Origin of the sequence: Pseudomonas sp. W2Oct36, assembly GCF_041060465.1 — a bacterium.
Classification (GTDB): domain Bacteria; phylum Pseudomonadota; class Gammaproteobacteria; order Pseudomonadales; family Pseudomonadaceae; genus Aquipseudomonas; species Aquipseudomonas graminis_B.
This window is the reverse complement of the sequence record NZ_JAUERW010000018.1, coordinates 1-16,250: the sequence shown is the minus strand read 5'-3', so window position 1 is coordinate 16,250 and position 16,250 is coordinate 1. Positions and strand designations below refer to the sequence as shown.

Genomic DNA, 16,250 nt, shown 5'->3' with positions numbered 1-16,250 from the left:
AAGCCATTGGGAAATACCTGCTTATTCTTCGCTGGTGTGCACTTTACGGTGCAGGATCGCCTGGAACTCGTCGGCGAATGTGTAGTAACGACCGATCAGGTTCTCGCCACGAGCGGCGAAACGGTTGTAAGCGATGACCGCAGGAATCGCGGCGAACAGGCCGATGGCAGTGGCGATCAGCGCTTCGGCGATACCCGGTGCAACCGTGGCCAGAGTGGCTTGTTGCGCAGTGGCGAGGCCGCGGAAGGAGTTCATGATGCCCCAGACGGTACCGAACAGACCGATGTACGGGCTGGTGGAACCCACGGTTGCCAGGAAGGGCAGGCTCTGCTCGAGTTTCTCTTCTTCACGGGAGATCGCGACGCGCATGGCACGTGCAACACCTTCCATGACGGCATCCGGATCGACGCCAGCCTGCTGACGCAGACGGGAGAATTCCTTGAAGCCCGCGCGGAAGATCTGCTCTACGCCGGAGTCCGGGTCCGGATTGCTGCCGGCCTGACGGTAGAGCTTGGACAGATCGATACCTGACCAGAAGCGCTCCTCGAAGCTGTCCAATGCGCGACGACCGGCGCGCAGCATGGCGCTGCGCTGAAAAATCATGATCCACGAGGTGACCGAGGCGGCCACCAGGATCAGCATCACCAACTGTACAACCACGCTGGCATTGCTGACCAAACTCCACATGGAGGAATGGTCGACGACGTTAGCTTCCACGCTGTATCTCCTGCTCTGAATGTGTACCCGCGCCGCCCTGCCCGGCAAAGGCCGTGCGCAGAGCTTCGGGAATGGCCCGGGGTTTCAAACTGTCGGCGCGCACACACGCCACCAAAAACTGCCCTTCGCAGAGCAGTACATCATCCGCAGCCCGCCTAACCTGTTGCTGAAAGCGCAGGCTGGCGCGGTTCAATTCGATTACTTCGGCGCTGATCAGCAGTTCGTCGTCCAGCCGCGCGGGCTTGTGGTATCGAGCCTCGCTTGAATGCACGACGAACAACAGGTTATCGACACCCGCCATTGCGGATTGGGCAAAGCCCAGTTCCCGCAGTCGCTCGGTTCGAGCCCGCTCCATGAATTTCAGGTAATTGACGTAGTAAACGATGCCGCCGGCATCGGTGTCCTCGTAATAAACGCGACAACGATGTGCGAACGACTGAGCCCCGTTTTGCGCGCGCATACTCTAGTGCTTACTCCCCAGGTTGCCAATCCGGCCAGGCAACTGTTTTTCATCGTTTTTACTGCCCGCGTCACATCACTTAGCGGTGACTGCCCTTCAGACCCTCAATCACCCGAATAAATCGGTCAATTGTGCATTTATTCGTCAGGGTCTTCGACGGGTTCATCCATCACTGCCCGGTCGCCCATCCGCGAGGGAATGTTCAGACCGAAGTGCAGGTACGCATGCCGCGTGACCATGCGGCCGCGAGGTGTGCGCATCATATAGCCTTGCTGAATCAAATAGGGCTCCAGCACGTCTTCAATTGTGTGTCGTTCTTCGCTGATCGCCGCCGCAAGGTTGTCCACCCCGACCGGCCCGCCATCGAACTTCTCGATCATCGTCAGCAGCAAGCGCCGGTCCTGATGATCGAAACCGCGTTCGTCGACGTCCAGCAGGTTCAGCGCGAGGTCCGCAATCGCCTTGGTGATCTCGCCTTTGGCGCGCACCTCGGCGAAATCCCGCACCCGACGCAGCAGCCGGTTGGCGATCCGTGGCGTGCCCCGTGCACGGCGGGCAATCTCGAATGCGCCTTCGTCCTCAATGTACAGCCCGAGAATTTTCGCCGAGCGCGACACGATTGTGGCCAGATCCGCGGTGCTATAGAACTCAAGACGCTGCACGATACCGAAGCGGTCACGCAGCGGATTGGTCAGCATGCCCGCACGGGTGGTCGCCCCCACCAGCGTGAACGGCGGCAGGTCGAGCTTGATGGAGCGTGCCGCAGGGCCCTCACCGATCATAATGTCTAGCTGGAAATCTTCCATTGCCGGGTACAGCACTTCCTCGACAATGGGAGACAGACGGTGGATTTCGTCGATGAACAGCACGTCGTGCGGCTCAAGATTGGTGAGAATCGCCGCAAGATCACCCGGCCGTTCGAGCACGGGCCCCGACGTGCTCTTGATCGAAACGCCCATTTCCTGCGCGATGATATGCGCCAGCGTGGTTTTACCCAGGCCCGGCGGACCGAAGATCAGCGTGTGGTCCAGCGCTTCACTGCGCCCGCGCGCCGCCTGGATGAACAGCTCCATCTGCTCACGCACGGTAGGCTGACCAATGTAGTCGGCCAGGCTCAGCGGCCGGATGGCACGGTCCAGTTGCTCGTCACGGTCACGCCCGGTGGCGGCGATCAGACGGTCGGCATCTATCACTTACAGCATCCCCTTCAATGCGCGGCGAATGAGGTCTTCGCTGCTGAGATTCTTGTCCTTGATCGCGGTCACTGCCTTGCTCGCTTCCTGGGGTTTGTAGCCCAGGGAAATCAAGGCGCTGACTGCATCCGACTCCGCCGTCGCCACTGCCATCGGCGCGCCTGGTCCGTCCGATACCAGGGCGAAGGTGCCCGGCAGCGAATCCCACGCCTTGAAGCGATCTTTCAGTTCAACCAACAGACGCTCGGCGGTCTTCTTGCCAACGCCCGGGACGCGGGTCAGCGCGGAGGTGTCCTGCGCCTGGACACAGCGCACCAACTCATCCACTTCCAGCGTCGACATGAGGGCCAGCGCCAGCTTTGGTCCGACCCCGTTCAGACGAATCAGCTCGCGGAACATCTCGCGGTCACGCTTCTCGTAGAACCCGAACAACAGGTGCGCGTCCTCGCGGACCACCAGATGGATGTGCAGCGTCACGGTTTCGCCCAGATGAGGCAGGCGATAAAGCGTGGTCATGGGCACTTCGACTTCATAACCCACGCCGTTGACATCCAGTACCAGATGCGGCGGCTGCTTCTCGACCAACGTACCGCGTAGACGTCCAATCACGAATCAAATCCTTTCCAGATGCCCGTCGCTGCGACGGGCCGTGCTAACGCAAATAATGCCATCAGAGCCGCAGACGACCGCCACGACTGCGCGCGGTGTTCAGGCCGTGAGGGATGAGGCTGGATCGGGTATGCGCGTGACACATGGCAATTGCCAGTGCATCCGAAGCATCCACCTGAGGCTTGGTGGTCAGCTTGAGCAGATGCATCACCATCATCATCACCTGATCCTTGTTGGCACCGCCTGTTCCGGCGACGGCCTGCTTGACCTGGGTCGCAGTGTACTCGGCGATCTCCAGCCCCTCTTCGGCGCCCGCAACAATAGCGGCACCGCGGGCCTGACCCAGCTTCAAGGCCGAGTCGGGGTTACGCGCCATAAACACCTTTTCGATGCCCATGGTCACCGGGCCGTACGTCTGAATGACCTCGCGCACGCCGCGGTACACAATCTGCAGCCGTTCATGAAGCAAGCCTGTGCCCGTACGAATGCAACCCGAGGCCACGTACTCGCAGCCACGCCCGGTATCACGCACCACGCCAAACCCGGTAATTCGTGAACCGGGGTCGATACCTAAAATAAGAGTCATAACGCCTGCAGCTTGAGAGGTAACGCGAACAATTGGACGCAGCATAAAGGCAGAAGCCGGAGGCCGATAGCGTTGATCATCAACGCTTCGTGCGCTCCGGCCTCAAGTCCGAGCGGGCGAAGGATCAGCCAAGCTGCTCCAGTACCTCGTCCGGGATTTCTGCATTGGAATAGACGTTCTGCACGTCGTCCAGGTCTTCCAGCATATCGATCAGCTTGAGGACCTTCTCCGCCATTTCCAGATCGAGCACCGCACTGGTGGTCGGTTGCATCACGATTTCCGCATCGGCGGGCGTGAAACCAGCGGCTTCCAGCGCATTGCGCACAGCGTAGAAACTGGAGAACGAGGTAAACACGTCAATGGAGCCGTCTTCGTGGGTCACCACGTCGTCAGCGTCCGCTTCCATGGCAGCTTCGATCAGCGCGTCTTCATCAACGCCCGGTGCAAAGGATATCTGCCCCTTGCGCTCGAACAGATAGGACACCGAACCGTCAGTCCCCAGGTTGCCACCGCATTTGCTGAACGCATGGCGTACGGCAGCCGCGGTCCGGTTGCGGTTATCGGTCATGGTTTCGACCATGACCGCGACGCCGCCGGGGCCGTAACCTTCGTAGCCCAGTTCGATCATGTCATCGGCATCGGCCGCACCGGCGCCACGAGCGATGGCGCGGTCGATGATATCGCGGCTCATGTTCGCGCCGAGGGCCTTGTCCTGCGCCAGACGCAGACGCGGGTTCGACGCCGGATCACCACCGCCCTGACGGGCAGCGACGGTCAGCTCGCGGATCCACTTGGTGAAGATCTTGCCTTTCTTGGCATCCTGACGCTCTTTGCGGTGCTTGATGTTCGCCCACTTGGAATGACCAGCCATAACACGCTCCAAACCTTGAAACACGCACGCCCGCGCTTGATCGCTCACACGCAGACGCTTCACTCGAATCTGTGCCCGGAATGGGCGGGGATCAGGGCGGACCGAATGGTCGGTCCGCCGAGCCCTTGTCTACACGGCTTACTCGGCCTTCGGCGTCTCGCGCAGGCGGATGTGCAGCTCACGCAATGCCTTGGCATCAACCACGCCCGGCGCCTGGGTCATCACGTCCGCAGCGCTCTGGGTTTTCGGGAAGGCAATGACTTCACGAATGGACTGAGCGCCGGTCATCAGCATGACCAGACGATCCAGACCGAACGCCAGACCACCGTGGGGCGGCGCGCCGTACTTCAGCGCATCGAGCAGGAAGCCGAACTTCTCTTGCTGTTCGTCTTCGGAAATACCCAACAGACGGAACACGGCCTGCTGCATTTCCTTGCGGTGGATACGGATCGAACCGCCGCCCAGCTCAGTGCCGTTCAACACCATGTCGTAGGCGCGGGACAGCGCCGTCGCAGGGTTGGCTTCGAGCTCTTCAGGGGAGCATTTCGGCGCGGTGAAAGGGTGGTGCAGCGCGGAGAAGCTGCCGTCGTCGTTCTCTTCGAACATCGGGAAGTCAACGACCCACATCGGTGCCCACTCACAGGTGAGCAGGTTCAGGTCGTGGCCCAGCTTGATGCGCAAAGCGCCCAGTGCTTCGCTGACGATTTTGAACTTGTCAGCGCCGAAGAACACGATGTCGCCGTCCACTGCACCCACGCGATCAAGGATCACGTTGAGGTTGGCTTCCGGGATGTTCTTGACGATCGGGGACTGCAGGCCTTCGACGCCCTTGGCGCGCTCGTTGACCTTGATGTAGGCCAGACCTTTGGCGCCGTAGATGCCAACGAACTTGGTGTACTCGTCGATCTTGCTGCGCGGCATGCTTGCGCCGCCGGGAACGCGCAGCGCCGTGACACGGCACTTCGGATCGTTCGCAGGGCCGCTGAACACCTTGAAGTCCACAGCCTGAAGCTGATCGGCAACGTCAACCAGCTCCAGCGGGTTGCGCAGGTCCGGCTTGTCGGAGCCGTAGCGGCGCATGGCCTCTTCGAAGGTCATGTGCGGGAAGTCGTCGAACTCCACATCCAGCACTTCCTTGAAGAGCTTGCGGATCATGGTCTCGGTGATGCCCATGATGTCCTCTTCGTTGAGGAAGCTGGTCTCGATGTCGATCTGAGTGAACTCAGGCTGACGATCGGCACGCAGGTCTTCGTCGCGGAAGCACTTGGCGATCTGGTAGTAACGGTCGAAACCGGCAACCATCAGCAGTTGTTTGAACAGCTGAGGCGATTGCGGCAGGGCGAAGAAGCTGCCCGCATGGGTGCGGCTTGGAACCAGATAGTCACGGGCGCCTTCGGGCGTGGCGCGGGTGAGGATCGGCGTCTCGACATCCAGGAAGCCGTTGCCGTCCAGGAAGCCACGGATGCTCGAGGTAATACGCGAGCGAAGACGCAGCTTTTCAGCCATCTCCGGACGACGCAGGTCGATGAAGCGATAACGCAGGCGGGTTTCTTCGCCGACGTCGGAGTATTCATTGAGCGGGAACGGCGGGGTTTCCGACTCGTTGAGCACTTCGAGCTCGTAGCCCAGCACTTCGATTGCGCCCGACGCCATGTTCGGGTTGACGGCGCCGGCAGGACGCGCGCGCACTTTACCGGTCAACTTGACCACGTATTCACTGCGAACACGGTCGGCGATGGCGAAGGTGTCAGCACGATCCGGATCGAAAACCACTTGGGCCAGACCTTCACGATCGCGAATGTCGAGGAAAATCACCCCCCCGTGGTCGCGACGGCGATGGACCCATCCGCAAAGGGTAATTTCCTGACCTTCCAGGCTCTCGTTCAGTTGGCCGCAATAATGGCTGCGCATCATGATCGTGTGTTCACTTCTCGTAATTCGGAATTCGATGGAGCTTTCGCCCGTCGCCGGTGCAAGGGTGCGCAAGCTTTGGCATGCAGTCCGACCTGACGGTCAGTTCCTGCCTTCCACAGTAAGGCGGGGGATTATATAGGGATAATCATCGCTGTGCAGCCGCGCAGCCCGATACCGGGCAAGAAGATGTCGGCGCGGCGCGTGGATGGCGCGGTGCCGCCAGCGAATGCAGGCCCGCCGCAACGGGCCCGCTGAAATCAGGTCATGTCGGGGACGGCGTCAACCGCAAGCCCTCGGCACTCAATACGTGCGCTACGCACACGACGCGGATCAGACCGCTGAAGTTCTTGACGCCGCCGTAACGCAGGTGAACCTCGCGATCGACGTAGGACAGCACGGCATTGATGGAGCAATCGTTGAATCGGGCCATTTCGGACAGAATATTCCAGTACACCTCCTCAAGTCGCAGGCACGTGGCCAGCCCATTGAGCCTCACCGATCTGGCGTGCGGCTGGGCGAGGCTCATGTTGAAATTTTCGATAAAAGGGTCGCCCCGGGCGTTCAGACACTGGGTCGGCTCCCATCCCTCTCGGGCAGTATTCAGGTTCATGCAGGTCCCCCTTGTTGCGATTACGGATTTGGCATCGGCACCTTCGCAATCAGTTGAAAAGAGGTGTCTATCAAGCCGTATTCCAAAAGGCGCAACCAGCAGAAGGAGCACTCTGAACCTGTAGGAGATCGCCACGCTGCAGGGGTGATTTTCGAGAGGCGGCAAACGGCCCAGACCCTATCTCCCTCGGGGTGTTAGATATGTATTTTTTGCCGATTTATTTCGTCCCGTTTAGCCGACGACTGCAGTCAGCCCGACTCGAAAAACCCGGCGAATGCGTTATACAGATGAGCGCGATGAGCGGATGGATTTGACACAGAGGATGAATCAGGAGGGGACAGTCGTGCGAGGCGGGTAGCGGCAGTGCGGGGCGGGCACTCGTTACGTTGCCCGCGCCTGTGTTTCGTTGATCAGTTGTCGCTTACTGCGTGTCTGGTTACTGGGTTTCCAGCATCGAGCGCAGCATCCAGGCCGTTTTCTCATGCACTTGCATGCGCTGGGTGAGCAAGTCCGCCGTTGGCTCGTCGCTCACTTTGTCCAGCAACGGAAAGATGCCCCGTGCCGTACGGGTGACCGCTTCCTGCCCCTGAACCAGCGAACGAATCATGTCCTCGGCCGCAGGTACGCCCTCTTCTTCCTTGATCGACGACAAACGTGCATAGGTCGAATAGGTACCCGGGGCCGGGAATCCCAGTGCGCGGATACGTTCAGCGATCTGATCCACCGCCAGCGCCAGTTCGTTGTATTGCTCTTCAAACATCAGGTGCAGCGTACGGAAAGCCGGGCCAGTCACGTTCCAGTGAAAGTTATGGGTTTTCAGATACAACACGTAGGTGTCTGCCAGCAGGCGGGAAAGACCGTCCACGATGGACTTGCGGTCTTCTTCGCTGATGCCGATATCGATTGCCATGTTCAGCCCTCTTCTATGATGGTTTTTTTCAAACGACTGCCGACCACTCTACCAAGACCATTGACCCTGCGCAGCCATCTGTCGGGATTAGTTCGGCCACGACGGCCGCGGTCAGACCCGCTTCATTTAATAGCAACGATGGGCGTAACGGTTTGTTTATGGCGGCCGCTCTGGAACGAGCTTTTGATCGCAATCAAAAAAAACCGGCATACGGCGGCAATCATCCGCCTGCACGGGCGCTAAGCGCTTGATTTGAGTAGCTCTCGGCTTTGCTGTTAAATACAGACGCGCTGCCACCAAAGTGCCGTCCGGCGGCAGTGCATAGGCAGGACCGACACTCGTGCATCACGCCTCCCTTTTTTCCCGAAGCGTACCGAAGGTCACCCGCTATTTCCTTGTGATCCATCTTAATGTGAGTCATCGAAATGTTGAAAATAGTCCACCTGCTAACGGGCGCAGCTGCCCTGCTGCTGTCTTTCATCCCCAGCCTGCGTAGTGAAGCGCTGTCTTCTTACCTGTCCCAACCGGATGCGCTGTACCTGGCGCTCTTCGGCCTCATCAACCTGGTGCTCGCGCCAGTGATTCCCTACTGGAATAAAGGTCCACGTCATCAACTGCAAAACCTGGTCAGCGGCTTGCTCGTGCTGGCCGTCGTGCTTCAAATCCTCACGCTGGTCGTTCCACTTGAAACCATCGCCGGCCAACCGGCCGTTCTGGTCAGTCTGCTCGCTGTCGTGGTTGCCGTGGCATTGCACCTGGCTGTCAGCTTTTATCGCTCCTCTCCCGCGCCCGCCGCGCAGTCTCAGGACTTGGGCAACCGCGATACCGGCACGGTAAAGTGGTTCAACACATCCAAAGGCTTCGGATTCATTTCCCGTGATTCGGGCGATGATATCTTCGTGCACTTTCGCGCTATCCGCGGTGAAGGTCACCGCGTTCTGGTCGAAGGCCAGCGTGTCGAGTTTTCGGTGATGAACCGCGACAAAGGCCTGCAAGCGGAAGACGTCATCGCTGCGCTCCCGCGCCGTTAACGTCGCCGCAAAAAAAAACCGCGCTCACAGGCGCGGTTTTTTTGGCTGAAATTCCTGCCCTTAGCGCCCTTTCCCTTAATAGTGAGGGGGACGCGAGTCTTCAGCAAAGCCGTCGCCCTGCCCGCCCATTTCCTCCTGACGCTTGATCAGGGCGGCGATCTGTAATTCCAGACGATCAAGGCTGCGCTGCTGGGCAACCAATACGTCGTTGAGGGCCTGAATCGTATCGTCCTGAAAAGCCAGTCGACTTTCCAGCTCCATGACCCGAGATTCGAGATCCATGGTCAGTCCTCCTTAAAGGTGAATGCTTCGGTCAATTCCGGCTTCAACAGCGTGGTAATCCGGGCCACCTCCTCCGCCGAGTAAGGCTTGGCGGGGTGCTTGCCCCACACCGGCGCAGGCCACGCCGCGTCGCCGACCCGGCGAACAATGACGTGCATATGCAGCTGATTGACCACATTACCCAAGCCAGCAACGTTCATTTTGTCAGCCTTGAAAGTACGATCAAGTATGGCCGAGAGGTAGGTGGTTTCCCTCCACAACTGGGCCTGCTCCGTCTCTGAAAGCTGAAACACTTCACTGATGTCCGGACGCTTTGGCACCAGGATGAACCATGGGTAATTGGAATCATTGGACAGCAGCAGCGTGCACAGCGGGAAATCGCCAATCGGCAGTGTGTCTTGCAGCAAGCGCGGATCCAGATCAAACACGTTGATACTCCTGATCGCCGATTAGATTTATCGAGCCAAGTCACCGGCCCGATGGAGGTCGTGGGAGACGGAAGGATACTCGTGAATTCCGCATGATTCATCTGGCAGTGCGGTTCAAGGCATTTTGCGGATTTGGTGTTGATCGGCGAGCAGTACGCCCCCGCCTCGCACCATAAGCGCGCATAAAAAACCGCAGCGCACGCTCATGAAGCAGATCAAGGCCCGCGTTGATCGCTGCAAATCAAGCACCGGATTTCGGACGAACCCTTTGAACTCGGGCCTCACGCTCAATTTTAGACACTGACCCTACCGGCATAACGCCTGGCATCAAGCCGACTCCGATCCGAGAGAACCAAACGCAGGCAACTTCGCCGGACGACGCACCAAAAAGACTCAGATGAGGCGCGAATATGTGACAGCTATCCGCGATTTACCCACTCCGGAGGGGTAACAGGTAACGCCAGTGACATTTGCGCGCGTTATCCTCAAGGCAACTGATGTTACAAAGCAGGCTATCTAAAATATTTTTATCGTTTTAATTCAGTGGGTTAAGGGCTACATCGAATGTTTCCTCACCGCTTTCGACATTTTTTTCATGTTCGTCGAAATTTTGTGCACGGTTGTTGCTCTGTCACACACAAGCTTGAAGACGAGCGCGTCGAAAGACAGGCCGGACCCGAACGGACTCAGCGTCGTTTGACAAGGTAGCTGGAGCGGCTGGATTCGATGAGTGTTGAATGAATTCAGCGTCCACGGTGACCCGGTAGCGCACGGTTGAATAAACAGGAGCTGTTCAGTAGCGACATGGACAAAGCTGGCGGCGACAAGGCCGTAAAGAAACTGAAAGGATAGGTTTGTCACTATCGCCAATAATGTCAGCGTGTTGTAGATTTCGCCGACACCAAAAAGAAAGAAGCCGGCCAGATAAAAAAACAGGTGGACGGCAGTACTCTTCTTAAAAACCAAAGGAGCAAAGTCACGATGAGAGTGATGAAGTGGAGCGCAATCGCACTGGCAGTTACTGCAGCCAGCACCCAATTGGCATCGGCTGCGGCATTCGTAAGCGATCAGTCCGAAGCAACTGGTTTTGTAGAGGGGAGCAAGCTGGATGTTAAGGCTCGTAACTACTATTTCAACCGCCACATCCTGCACGACGAAGGTCGCAAAGACCAACGTGACTGGACTCAGGGATTCTGGGGCAACTTCACTTCGGGTTACACCCAGGGTCTGATCGGCGTAGGTGTCGACGCCTTTGGTTACGCAGGCTTCAAACTCAGCGGCGACGACAAGCACTCGGGTTCTGGCAACCTGACGCTGGACACCACACCCAATTCCGACGGCTTCCGCGACAACCACGACAGCTTCGGCAAAGCCGGTGCCGCCGCCAAGTTCCGGATTTCCAAAACCGAACTCAAGATCGGGGACATGCAGCCTCAGAACCCAGTGTTCGCGGTGGGTGGCTCTCGCTTGTTGCCACAGACTGCCAGCGGCCTGAGCCTGCAGAGCAGCGAGATCAAAGGTCTCGATGTTGAAGCCGGGCATTTCTATTCGGGCACCAGCCAGAACGATACCAGCCATGATGGCGGCATTTTTGCAACTTACGCAGCGGTGGAAGCGAAAACTGCCGACTTCGGCGGTGGTAAATACTCCATCACCGACAATCTGGGCGTTGGTTTCTACTACGCCAAATTGGAAGACGTTTGGAACCAGTACTACGGCAACATCAACTACGCGCTGCCTTTAACTGACGACCAAGCCCTGGCGTTCGACTTCAACATCTACAACACAAAAGATACCGGCAGTGCCAAAGCTGGCACTATCAGCAACACCGCATGGTCGGGCTCGGCTGCTTACTCCTTCCTGGCTGCGCATACGTTGACACTGGCGTTCCAGAAAGTTAACGGTGATACGCCGTTCGACTACATCGGTATCGGCGACAATAATAAAGGCGGCGACTCGATCTTCCTTGCGAACTCGATTCAATACTCCGACTTCAACGCCCCGGGCGAGAGATCGTGGCAAGGTCGTTACGACCTGAACATGGCGCCCTACGGTGTGGCCGGCCTGAGCTTCATGGCCCGTTACGTCAGCGGTACCAACATTGATGGTACTCATACTCCATCCAACAGCTCTTACACCGGTCTTTATGGTGCTGACGGCAGCCACCATGAAACCAACGTCGAGGCCAAATACGTCGTTCAAGCTGGCCCGGCCAAAGACCTGTCGTTCCGTATTCGTCAAGCGTGGCACCGCGCCAATGCCGACGAAGGCGAAGGTGATATCAACGAGTTCCGTCTGATCGTCGACTACCCGATTTCGGTCCTGTAATCGCACTGTCTGACACTCGTTATCGAAAAGCCCGGCCTTCGCGCCGGGCTTTTTCATGGGCGCACGGTTGACAATCCCTCCCCTTGCGGCGCCCGTCCGGCCTGTACTCAGCGATACCACCACCGTACAATGCCGGGTCATTTCCCAGTCACCGCAACCGACAACGGCCGACCATGCGTACCAGTCAATATTTGCTCGCCACACAGAAAGAAACGCCATCCGATGCGGTCGTGATCAGCCATCAGCTGATGCTTCGTGCCGGCATGATTCGCAAACTTGCCTCCGGTCTCTACACCTGGCTCCCCATGGGCCTGCGGGTATTGCGCAAGGTCGAAGCGGTGGTTCGTGAAGAAATGAACGCAGCGGGCGCGCTGGAAGTATTGATGCCGGGCATTCAACCGGCAGAGCTTTGGCAGGAATCGGGCCGCTGGGAACAGTACGGCCCTGAGCTGTTGCGCCTGAAAGACCGTCATGATCGCGAATTCTGCGCGGGCCCGACCCACGAAGAAGTCATCACCGATCTGGCCCGCAACGAGCTCAACAGCTATAAACAGCTGCCGATCAACATGTACCAGATCCAGACCAAATTCCGTGACGAAATCCGCCCGCGCTTTGGTTTGATGCGCGGCCGCGAATTCATCATGAAGGACGCCTATTCCTTCCATGCGACCCAGGATTCCCTTCAGGAAACCTACGACCGTATGCATCAGGCGTACTGCAACGTGTTTACCCGCCTGGGCCTGAACTTCCGCCCTGTGGTGGCTGACAACGGCTCCATTGGTGGTGCGGGCTCCCATGAGTTCCACGTACTGGCGGAGTCCGGCGAAGACGACATCGTATTCAGCGACACCTCCGACTACGCCGCCAACATCGAAAAAGCCGAAGCCATTCCGCGCGAGGCCAGCCGCCCTGCCCCGACTGAAGAACTGCGCCTTGTCGACACCCCCGACGCCAAGACCATCGCGGCCCTGGTCGAGCAGTTCAATCTGCCGATCGAAAAGACCGTCAAGACCCTCGTTGTGCATGCTGCCGAGGAAGGCAAGCTGATTGCGCTGATCATCCGTGGCGATCACGAGCTCAACGAAATCAAGGCGTCCAATCTGGAGCAAGTCGCCAGCCCGCTGGTCATGGCCTCCGAAGCCGAACTGCGTGACGCCATCGGCGCCGGCGCGGGCTCCCTCGGCCCGCTGAATCTGCCGCTGCCGTGCATCATCGACCGCTCGGTGGAACTGATGAGCGACTTCGGCATTGGCGCGAACATTGATGACAAGCACTACTTCGGCGTCAACTGGGAACGGGACCTGCCGGTTCCGGCCGTGGCTGACCTGCGTAACGTCGTCGCCGGCGACCCAAGCCCTGACGGTCAGGGCAACGTGATCATCAAGCGCGGCATCGAAGTCGGGCACATCTTCCAGCTGGGCACCCAGTACAGCGACGCGATGAAGTGCCAGGTGCTGGGCGAGAACGGCAAGCCGGTCACCCTGACCATGGGTTGCTACGGCATTGGTGTGTCCCGCGTTGTGGCGGCTGCGATCGAGCAGAACAACGACGCAAACGGCATCATCTGGAGCGACGCGCTCGCGCCTTTCCAGATCGCCCTCGTGCCGCTGCGCTACGAAACCGATGCGGTCAAAGAGGCAACCGACAAGCTGTACGCCGAACTGACGGCGGCGGGCTTCGAAGTGCTGCTGGACGATCGCGACAAGAAGACCAGCCCGGGGATCAAGTTCGCCGACATGGAACTGATCGGCATTCCGCATCGCATCGTGGTCAGTGACCGTGGCCTTGCCGAGGGCAACCTCGAATACAAGAGCCGCACCGAAGCCGAAGCGCAGGCCCTGCCTGTTGCCGATGTGTTGTCTTTCATCAAGGACCGGATCAAGCGCTGACCGGATGGCGCGCCTGCGATTGTGCAGGCGCGCTTTCATCCGCCACGCCTCTGCGATGCGCCTTACCTGCACCTAGAGATCTCATGTTCAAGCGAAATACCTCACGTCTCGCGGGCACTGTGTTGTGCACCAGCCTGGTTCTCGGCGGCTGTGCCAATCATCTGTCCCAGCGCAGCGAGCATGAAGAACGTGTCGAGCGCAAATTGCTCGACCACAGTTTTCAGGTCGACCTTGGCGAGCCCAAGACGCTGGAATTGCCCCAGCGCCGGATACGCGTCCACGAGCTGAAAACCTTCGACATCACTGAATTCGAAGTCACCCGCCACTACGACCGGTACACGCCGTATCAGCCTTGGCGGGAAGTCTATGAAATCCCCCTGGGCGCCGTGGCCATCGTCGCGGGCGTCGGCGCCAACGTGGTCAACGTACTGACGTTCGGCAGCCTGCCGGACAGCGTCACCAAGGACTGGCTCACTTACGGGGTCGCGGGCGTCAACCCGTTCATGAATGCGCCCTCCCATGGACGCGCTCAACAGAACCTGGCCGGTATCGACGAGGTGCAGCGCGATCATCGCGTCGAGCATTCGAGCCTGCCGTGGAGTGAAGCGCCGGTTGAAGTCACTGCGGGCAAAGAGGCCCACGAGCTGAATACGGACCGAAACGGCGTGCTGCGGGTGAATCTGCTGGACAGCCCGTTCGCCGAGCAGAACCTGAGTTATGTCACCCAGTTGAACATCAAGGTTCAGGATGATCAGAGCAACGTCCAGGCAACTGCCACGCTGCCGTTGAGCAAATCACTGCGCGGCAAGCTGATTGAAGCCCACGACCTGATTTACGACGATCTGGAAGACGACGAAGTCAGCCAGTGGGTGCATCGCGTCAAGCGTCTGTCAGAGCTGGGCCTGGAAGAAGAAGCCAGTGAGCTGGAACAGTCATTGATCGAGCTGACCCGCAACGATCCGCAGCTGCAGCACGAATTCCTTCGGTCACTGGCAAAAGACGCCGGTCGACTGGTCGCAGTGCCGCCGGGCGGCGAATAACCTGGCCTGAACCAGCCTCAGCTGAACAACTCCAGCTGTTCATGGGCAGCCCGAAGGTCATGCAGACGCACGCCGATTCCCAGCAATCGCACCGGCTTGCCACCGCGTGCGAACGCCTGGGTCAGCAGTTGCTCGTAACTGTTCAAGTCGCGCCCTGCCCCCGCCTGTTCCAGCGTCGTTTGGGTGAAGTCGTGAAACTTGACCTTCACGAACGGCTTGCCGGGGCGGTAGAGGCTGTCGATCCGACCGATGCGGTCGTTCAACGTTTCCAGCAACGCCGGCAGCATCAGCAAACAACTGGCGAGGTCCGGCAGATCGGTGTCGTAGGTGTTTTCGACGCTGACCGACTGCCGCCGATTGTCGTTCTGCACGGGACGCTCATCCACACCATGGGCCAGATTCCACAGCCGCTCGCCGAACGAGCCGAATTCCCGCACCAGCGACAACTTGCTCCAGCCGCGTAGATCGGTGCAGGTGATGATGCCGAGGCGGCCAAGCTTGTCCGCGGTGACTTTGCCGACACCGTGCAATTTGGACACCGGCAACTGGGCGACGAAGTCTTCGATCTGATCAGGCGTGATCACGAACAGACCGTTGGGCTTTTTCCAGTCGCTGGCGATCTTGGCCAGAAACTTGTTCGGGGCAACGCCGGCGGAAACCGTGATGTGCAGCTGATTGGAGACCCGCCGCCGAATGTCCTGGGCGATGCGCGTCGCGCTGCCCGCAAAGTGCTCGCATTCCGTGACATCCAGATAAGCCTCATCCAGCGACAGCGGCTCGATCAGGTCGGTGTAGTCGCGGAAGATCGTCTGGATCTCTTTCGATGCTTCTTTATAGGCGTCCATCCTCGGTTTGACGATGGTGAGGTCCGGGCACAGTGTCAGCGCATGACGGGATGACATCGCGGAGCGAATGCCGTAGGCCCGGGCCTCATAGTTGCAGGTGGCGATCACACCCCGCCGTTCTGCCGACCCACCCACTGCAAGGGGCTTGCCGGCCAGGCGCGGGTCATCGCGCATCTCAATCGCGGCGTAGAAGCAATCACAGTCGATATGGATGATTTTGCGCTGCGGCATCACATGGGGTCGTAGGAAAACGGTCGCGCAGTATCTCATTCACGCGACTTTCTGACACTTAATAAGCCTCGCTCCCCACGGAATGTGCGCGCCACCCAACCAGCCAAAATACCCCTAAACCGAGGCGCGCCACCGATATCCGTCCCACCCGCCACGCTAACCGCTTGAAGAAAAAGCATTTTTTTCTGCCGATTGCTTGACACCCCGGCGATCCTCTGTAGAATGCCGCCACACAGACGCGGGATGGAGCAGTCTGGTAGCTCGTCGGGCTCATAACCCGAAGGTCGTCGGTTCAAATCCGGCTCC

General features: G+C 58.9%; 16 protein-coding genes. 4 read left to right on the top strand and 12 right to left on the bottom strand.

The features are described from left to right. Window positions 1-21 precede the first annotated feature (21 nt). From tolQ to QWI18_RS20330, 9 genes are all read right to left on the bottom strand, one after another. On the bottom strand, window positions 22-717 hold the full coding sequence (gene tolQ / locus QWI18_RS20370; protein ID WP_037014076.1) for a protein TolQ: 696 nt from the start codon (window positions 715-717) through the stop codon (window positions 22-24). After that, window positions 707-1,177, bottom strand: coding sequence for a tol-pal system-associated acyl-CoA thioesterase (gene ybgC, locus QWI18_RS20365; protein ID WP_369319707.1), 471 nt, complete (start codon window positions 1,175-1,177; stop codon window positions 707-709). Before ybgC ends, tolQ begins: the two co-directional genes overlap by 11 nt. Window positions 1,178-1,314: 137 nt before the next feature. Beyond that, the gene (ruvB, locus tag QWI18_RS20360) at window positions 1,315-2,370 is read right to left on the bottom strand and encodes a Holliday junction branch migration DNA helicase RuvB (protein ID WP_065989736.1); all 1,056 of its coding nucleotides are present in this window, start codon (window positions 2,368-2,370) and stop codon (window positions 1,315-1,317) included. Continuing rightward, entirely contained in the window at window positions 2,371-2,979 is a 609-nt protein-coding gene (gene ruvA, locus QWI18_RS20355; RefSeq protein ID WP_065989737.1) for a Holliday junction branch migration protein RuvA, read from the bottom strand. A 61-nt stretch (window positions 2,980-3,040) separates the two neighbouring features. Next, window positions 3,041-3,565 (bottom strand): crossover junction endodeoxyribonuclease RuvC, encoded by a 525-nt coding sequence (gene ruvC / locus QWI18_RS20350; protein WP_065989739.1) that lies wholly within the window; start codon window positions 3,563-3,565, stop codon window positions 3,041-3,043. 124 nt (window positions 3,566-3,689) lie between these two features. Further along, on the bottom strand, window positions 3,690-4,436 hold the full coding sequence (locus QWI18_RS20345) for a YebC/PmpR family DNA-binding transcriptional regulator (protein ID WP_369319706.1): 747 nt from the start codon (window positions 4,434-4,436) through the stop codon (window positions 3,690-3,692). Window positions 4,437-4,574: 138 nt separating this feature from the next. Continuing rightward, a complete protein-coding gene (aspS, locus tag QWI18_RS20340; RefSeq protein ID WP_065989742.1) occupies window positions 4,575-6,350 on the bottom strand; it encodes an aspartate--tRNA ligase in 1,776 nt (591 codons plus the stop codon). 262 nt (window positions 6,351-6,612) lie between these two features. Further along, entirely contained in the window at window positions 6,613-6,960 is a 348-nt protein-coding gene (locus tag QWI18_RS20335) for a ribbon-helix-helix domain-containing protein (protein ID WP_065989744.1), read from the bottom strand. Between the two features lie 436 nt (window positions 6,961-7,396). Next, the gene (locus tag QWI18_RS20330; RefSeq protein ID WP_037014103.1) at window positions 7,397-7,870 is read right to left on the bottom strand and encodes a Dps family protein; all 474 of its coding nucleotides are present in this window, start codon (window positions 7,868-7,870) and stop codon (window positions 7,397-7,399) included. 425 nt (window positions 7,871-8,295) lie between these two features. On the opposite strand from QWI18_RS20330, the gene QWI18_RS20325 reads away from it, so the two are divergent. Continuing rightward, entirely contained in the window at window positions 8,296-8,901 is a 606-nt protein-coding gene (locus tag QWI18_RS20325) for a cold-shock protein (protein WP_065989747.1), read from the top strand. Window positions 8,902-8,976: 75 nt separating this feature from the next. On the opposite strand, the gene QWI18_RS20320 is transcribed toward QWI18_RS20325, so the two are convergent. Further along, entirely contained in the window at window positions 8,977-9,183 is a 207-nt protein-coding gene (locus QWI18_RS20320; RefSeq protein WP_133772807.1) for a SlyX family protein, read from the bottom strand. Between the two features lie 2 nt (window positions 9,184-9,185). Continuing rightward, entirely contained in the window at window positions 9,186-9,611 is a 426-nt protein-coding gene (locus tag QWI18_RS20315; RefSeq protein WP_369319705.1) for an HIT domain-containing protein, read from the bottom strand. A 981-nt stretch (window positions 9,612-10,592) separates the two neighbouring features. On the opposite strand from QWI18_RS20315, the gene QWI18_RS20310 reads away from it, so the two are divergent. The 3 genes from QWI18_RS20310 (at window position 10,593) to QWI18_RS20300 (ending at window position 14,868) form a co-directional block, all read left to right on the top strand. Next, on the top strand, window positions 10,593-11,939 hold the full coding sequence (locus tag QWI18_RS20310) for an OprD family porin (RefSeq protein WP_065989754.1): 1,347 nt from the start codon (window positions 10,593-10,595) through the stop codon (window positions 11,937-11,939). A gap of 173 nt (window positions 11,940-12,112) precedes the next feature. After that, window positions 12,113-13,828 (top strand): proline--tRNA ligase, encoded by a 1,716-nt coding sequence (locus QWI18_RS20305; RefSeq protein ID WP_369319704.1) that lies wholly within the window; start codon window positions 12,113-12,115, stop codon window positions 13,826-13,828. An 83-nt stretch (window positions 13,829-13,911) separates the two neighbouring features. Next, window positions 13,912-14,868: a hypothetical protein gene (locus QWI18_RS20300; protein ID WP_296306194.1), complete on the top strand. Its 957-nt coding sequence runs from the start codon at window positions 13,912-13,914 to the stop codon at window positions 14,866-14,868. 17 nt (window positions 14,869-14,885) lie between these two features. Here QWI18_RS20300 and dinB read toward each other — a convergent pair whose 3' ends face one another. Continuing rightward, window positions 14,886-15,944, bottom strand: a complete 1,059-nt coding sequence (gene dinB, locus QWI18_RS20295; RefSeq protein ID WP_369319703.1) for a DNA polymerase IV — start codon at window positions 15,942-15,944, stop codon at window positions 14,886-14,888. Window positions 15,945-16,250: the final 306 nt, after the last annotated feature.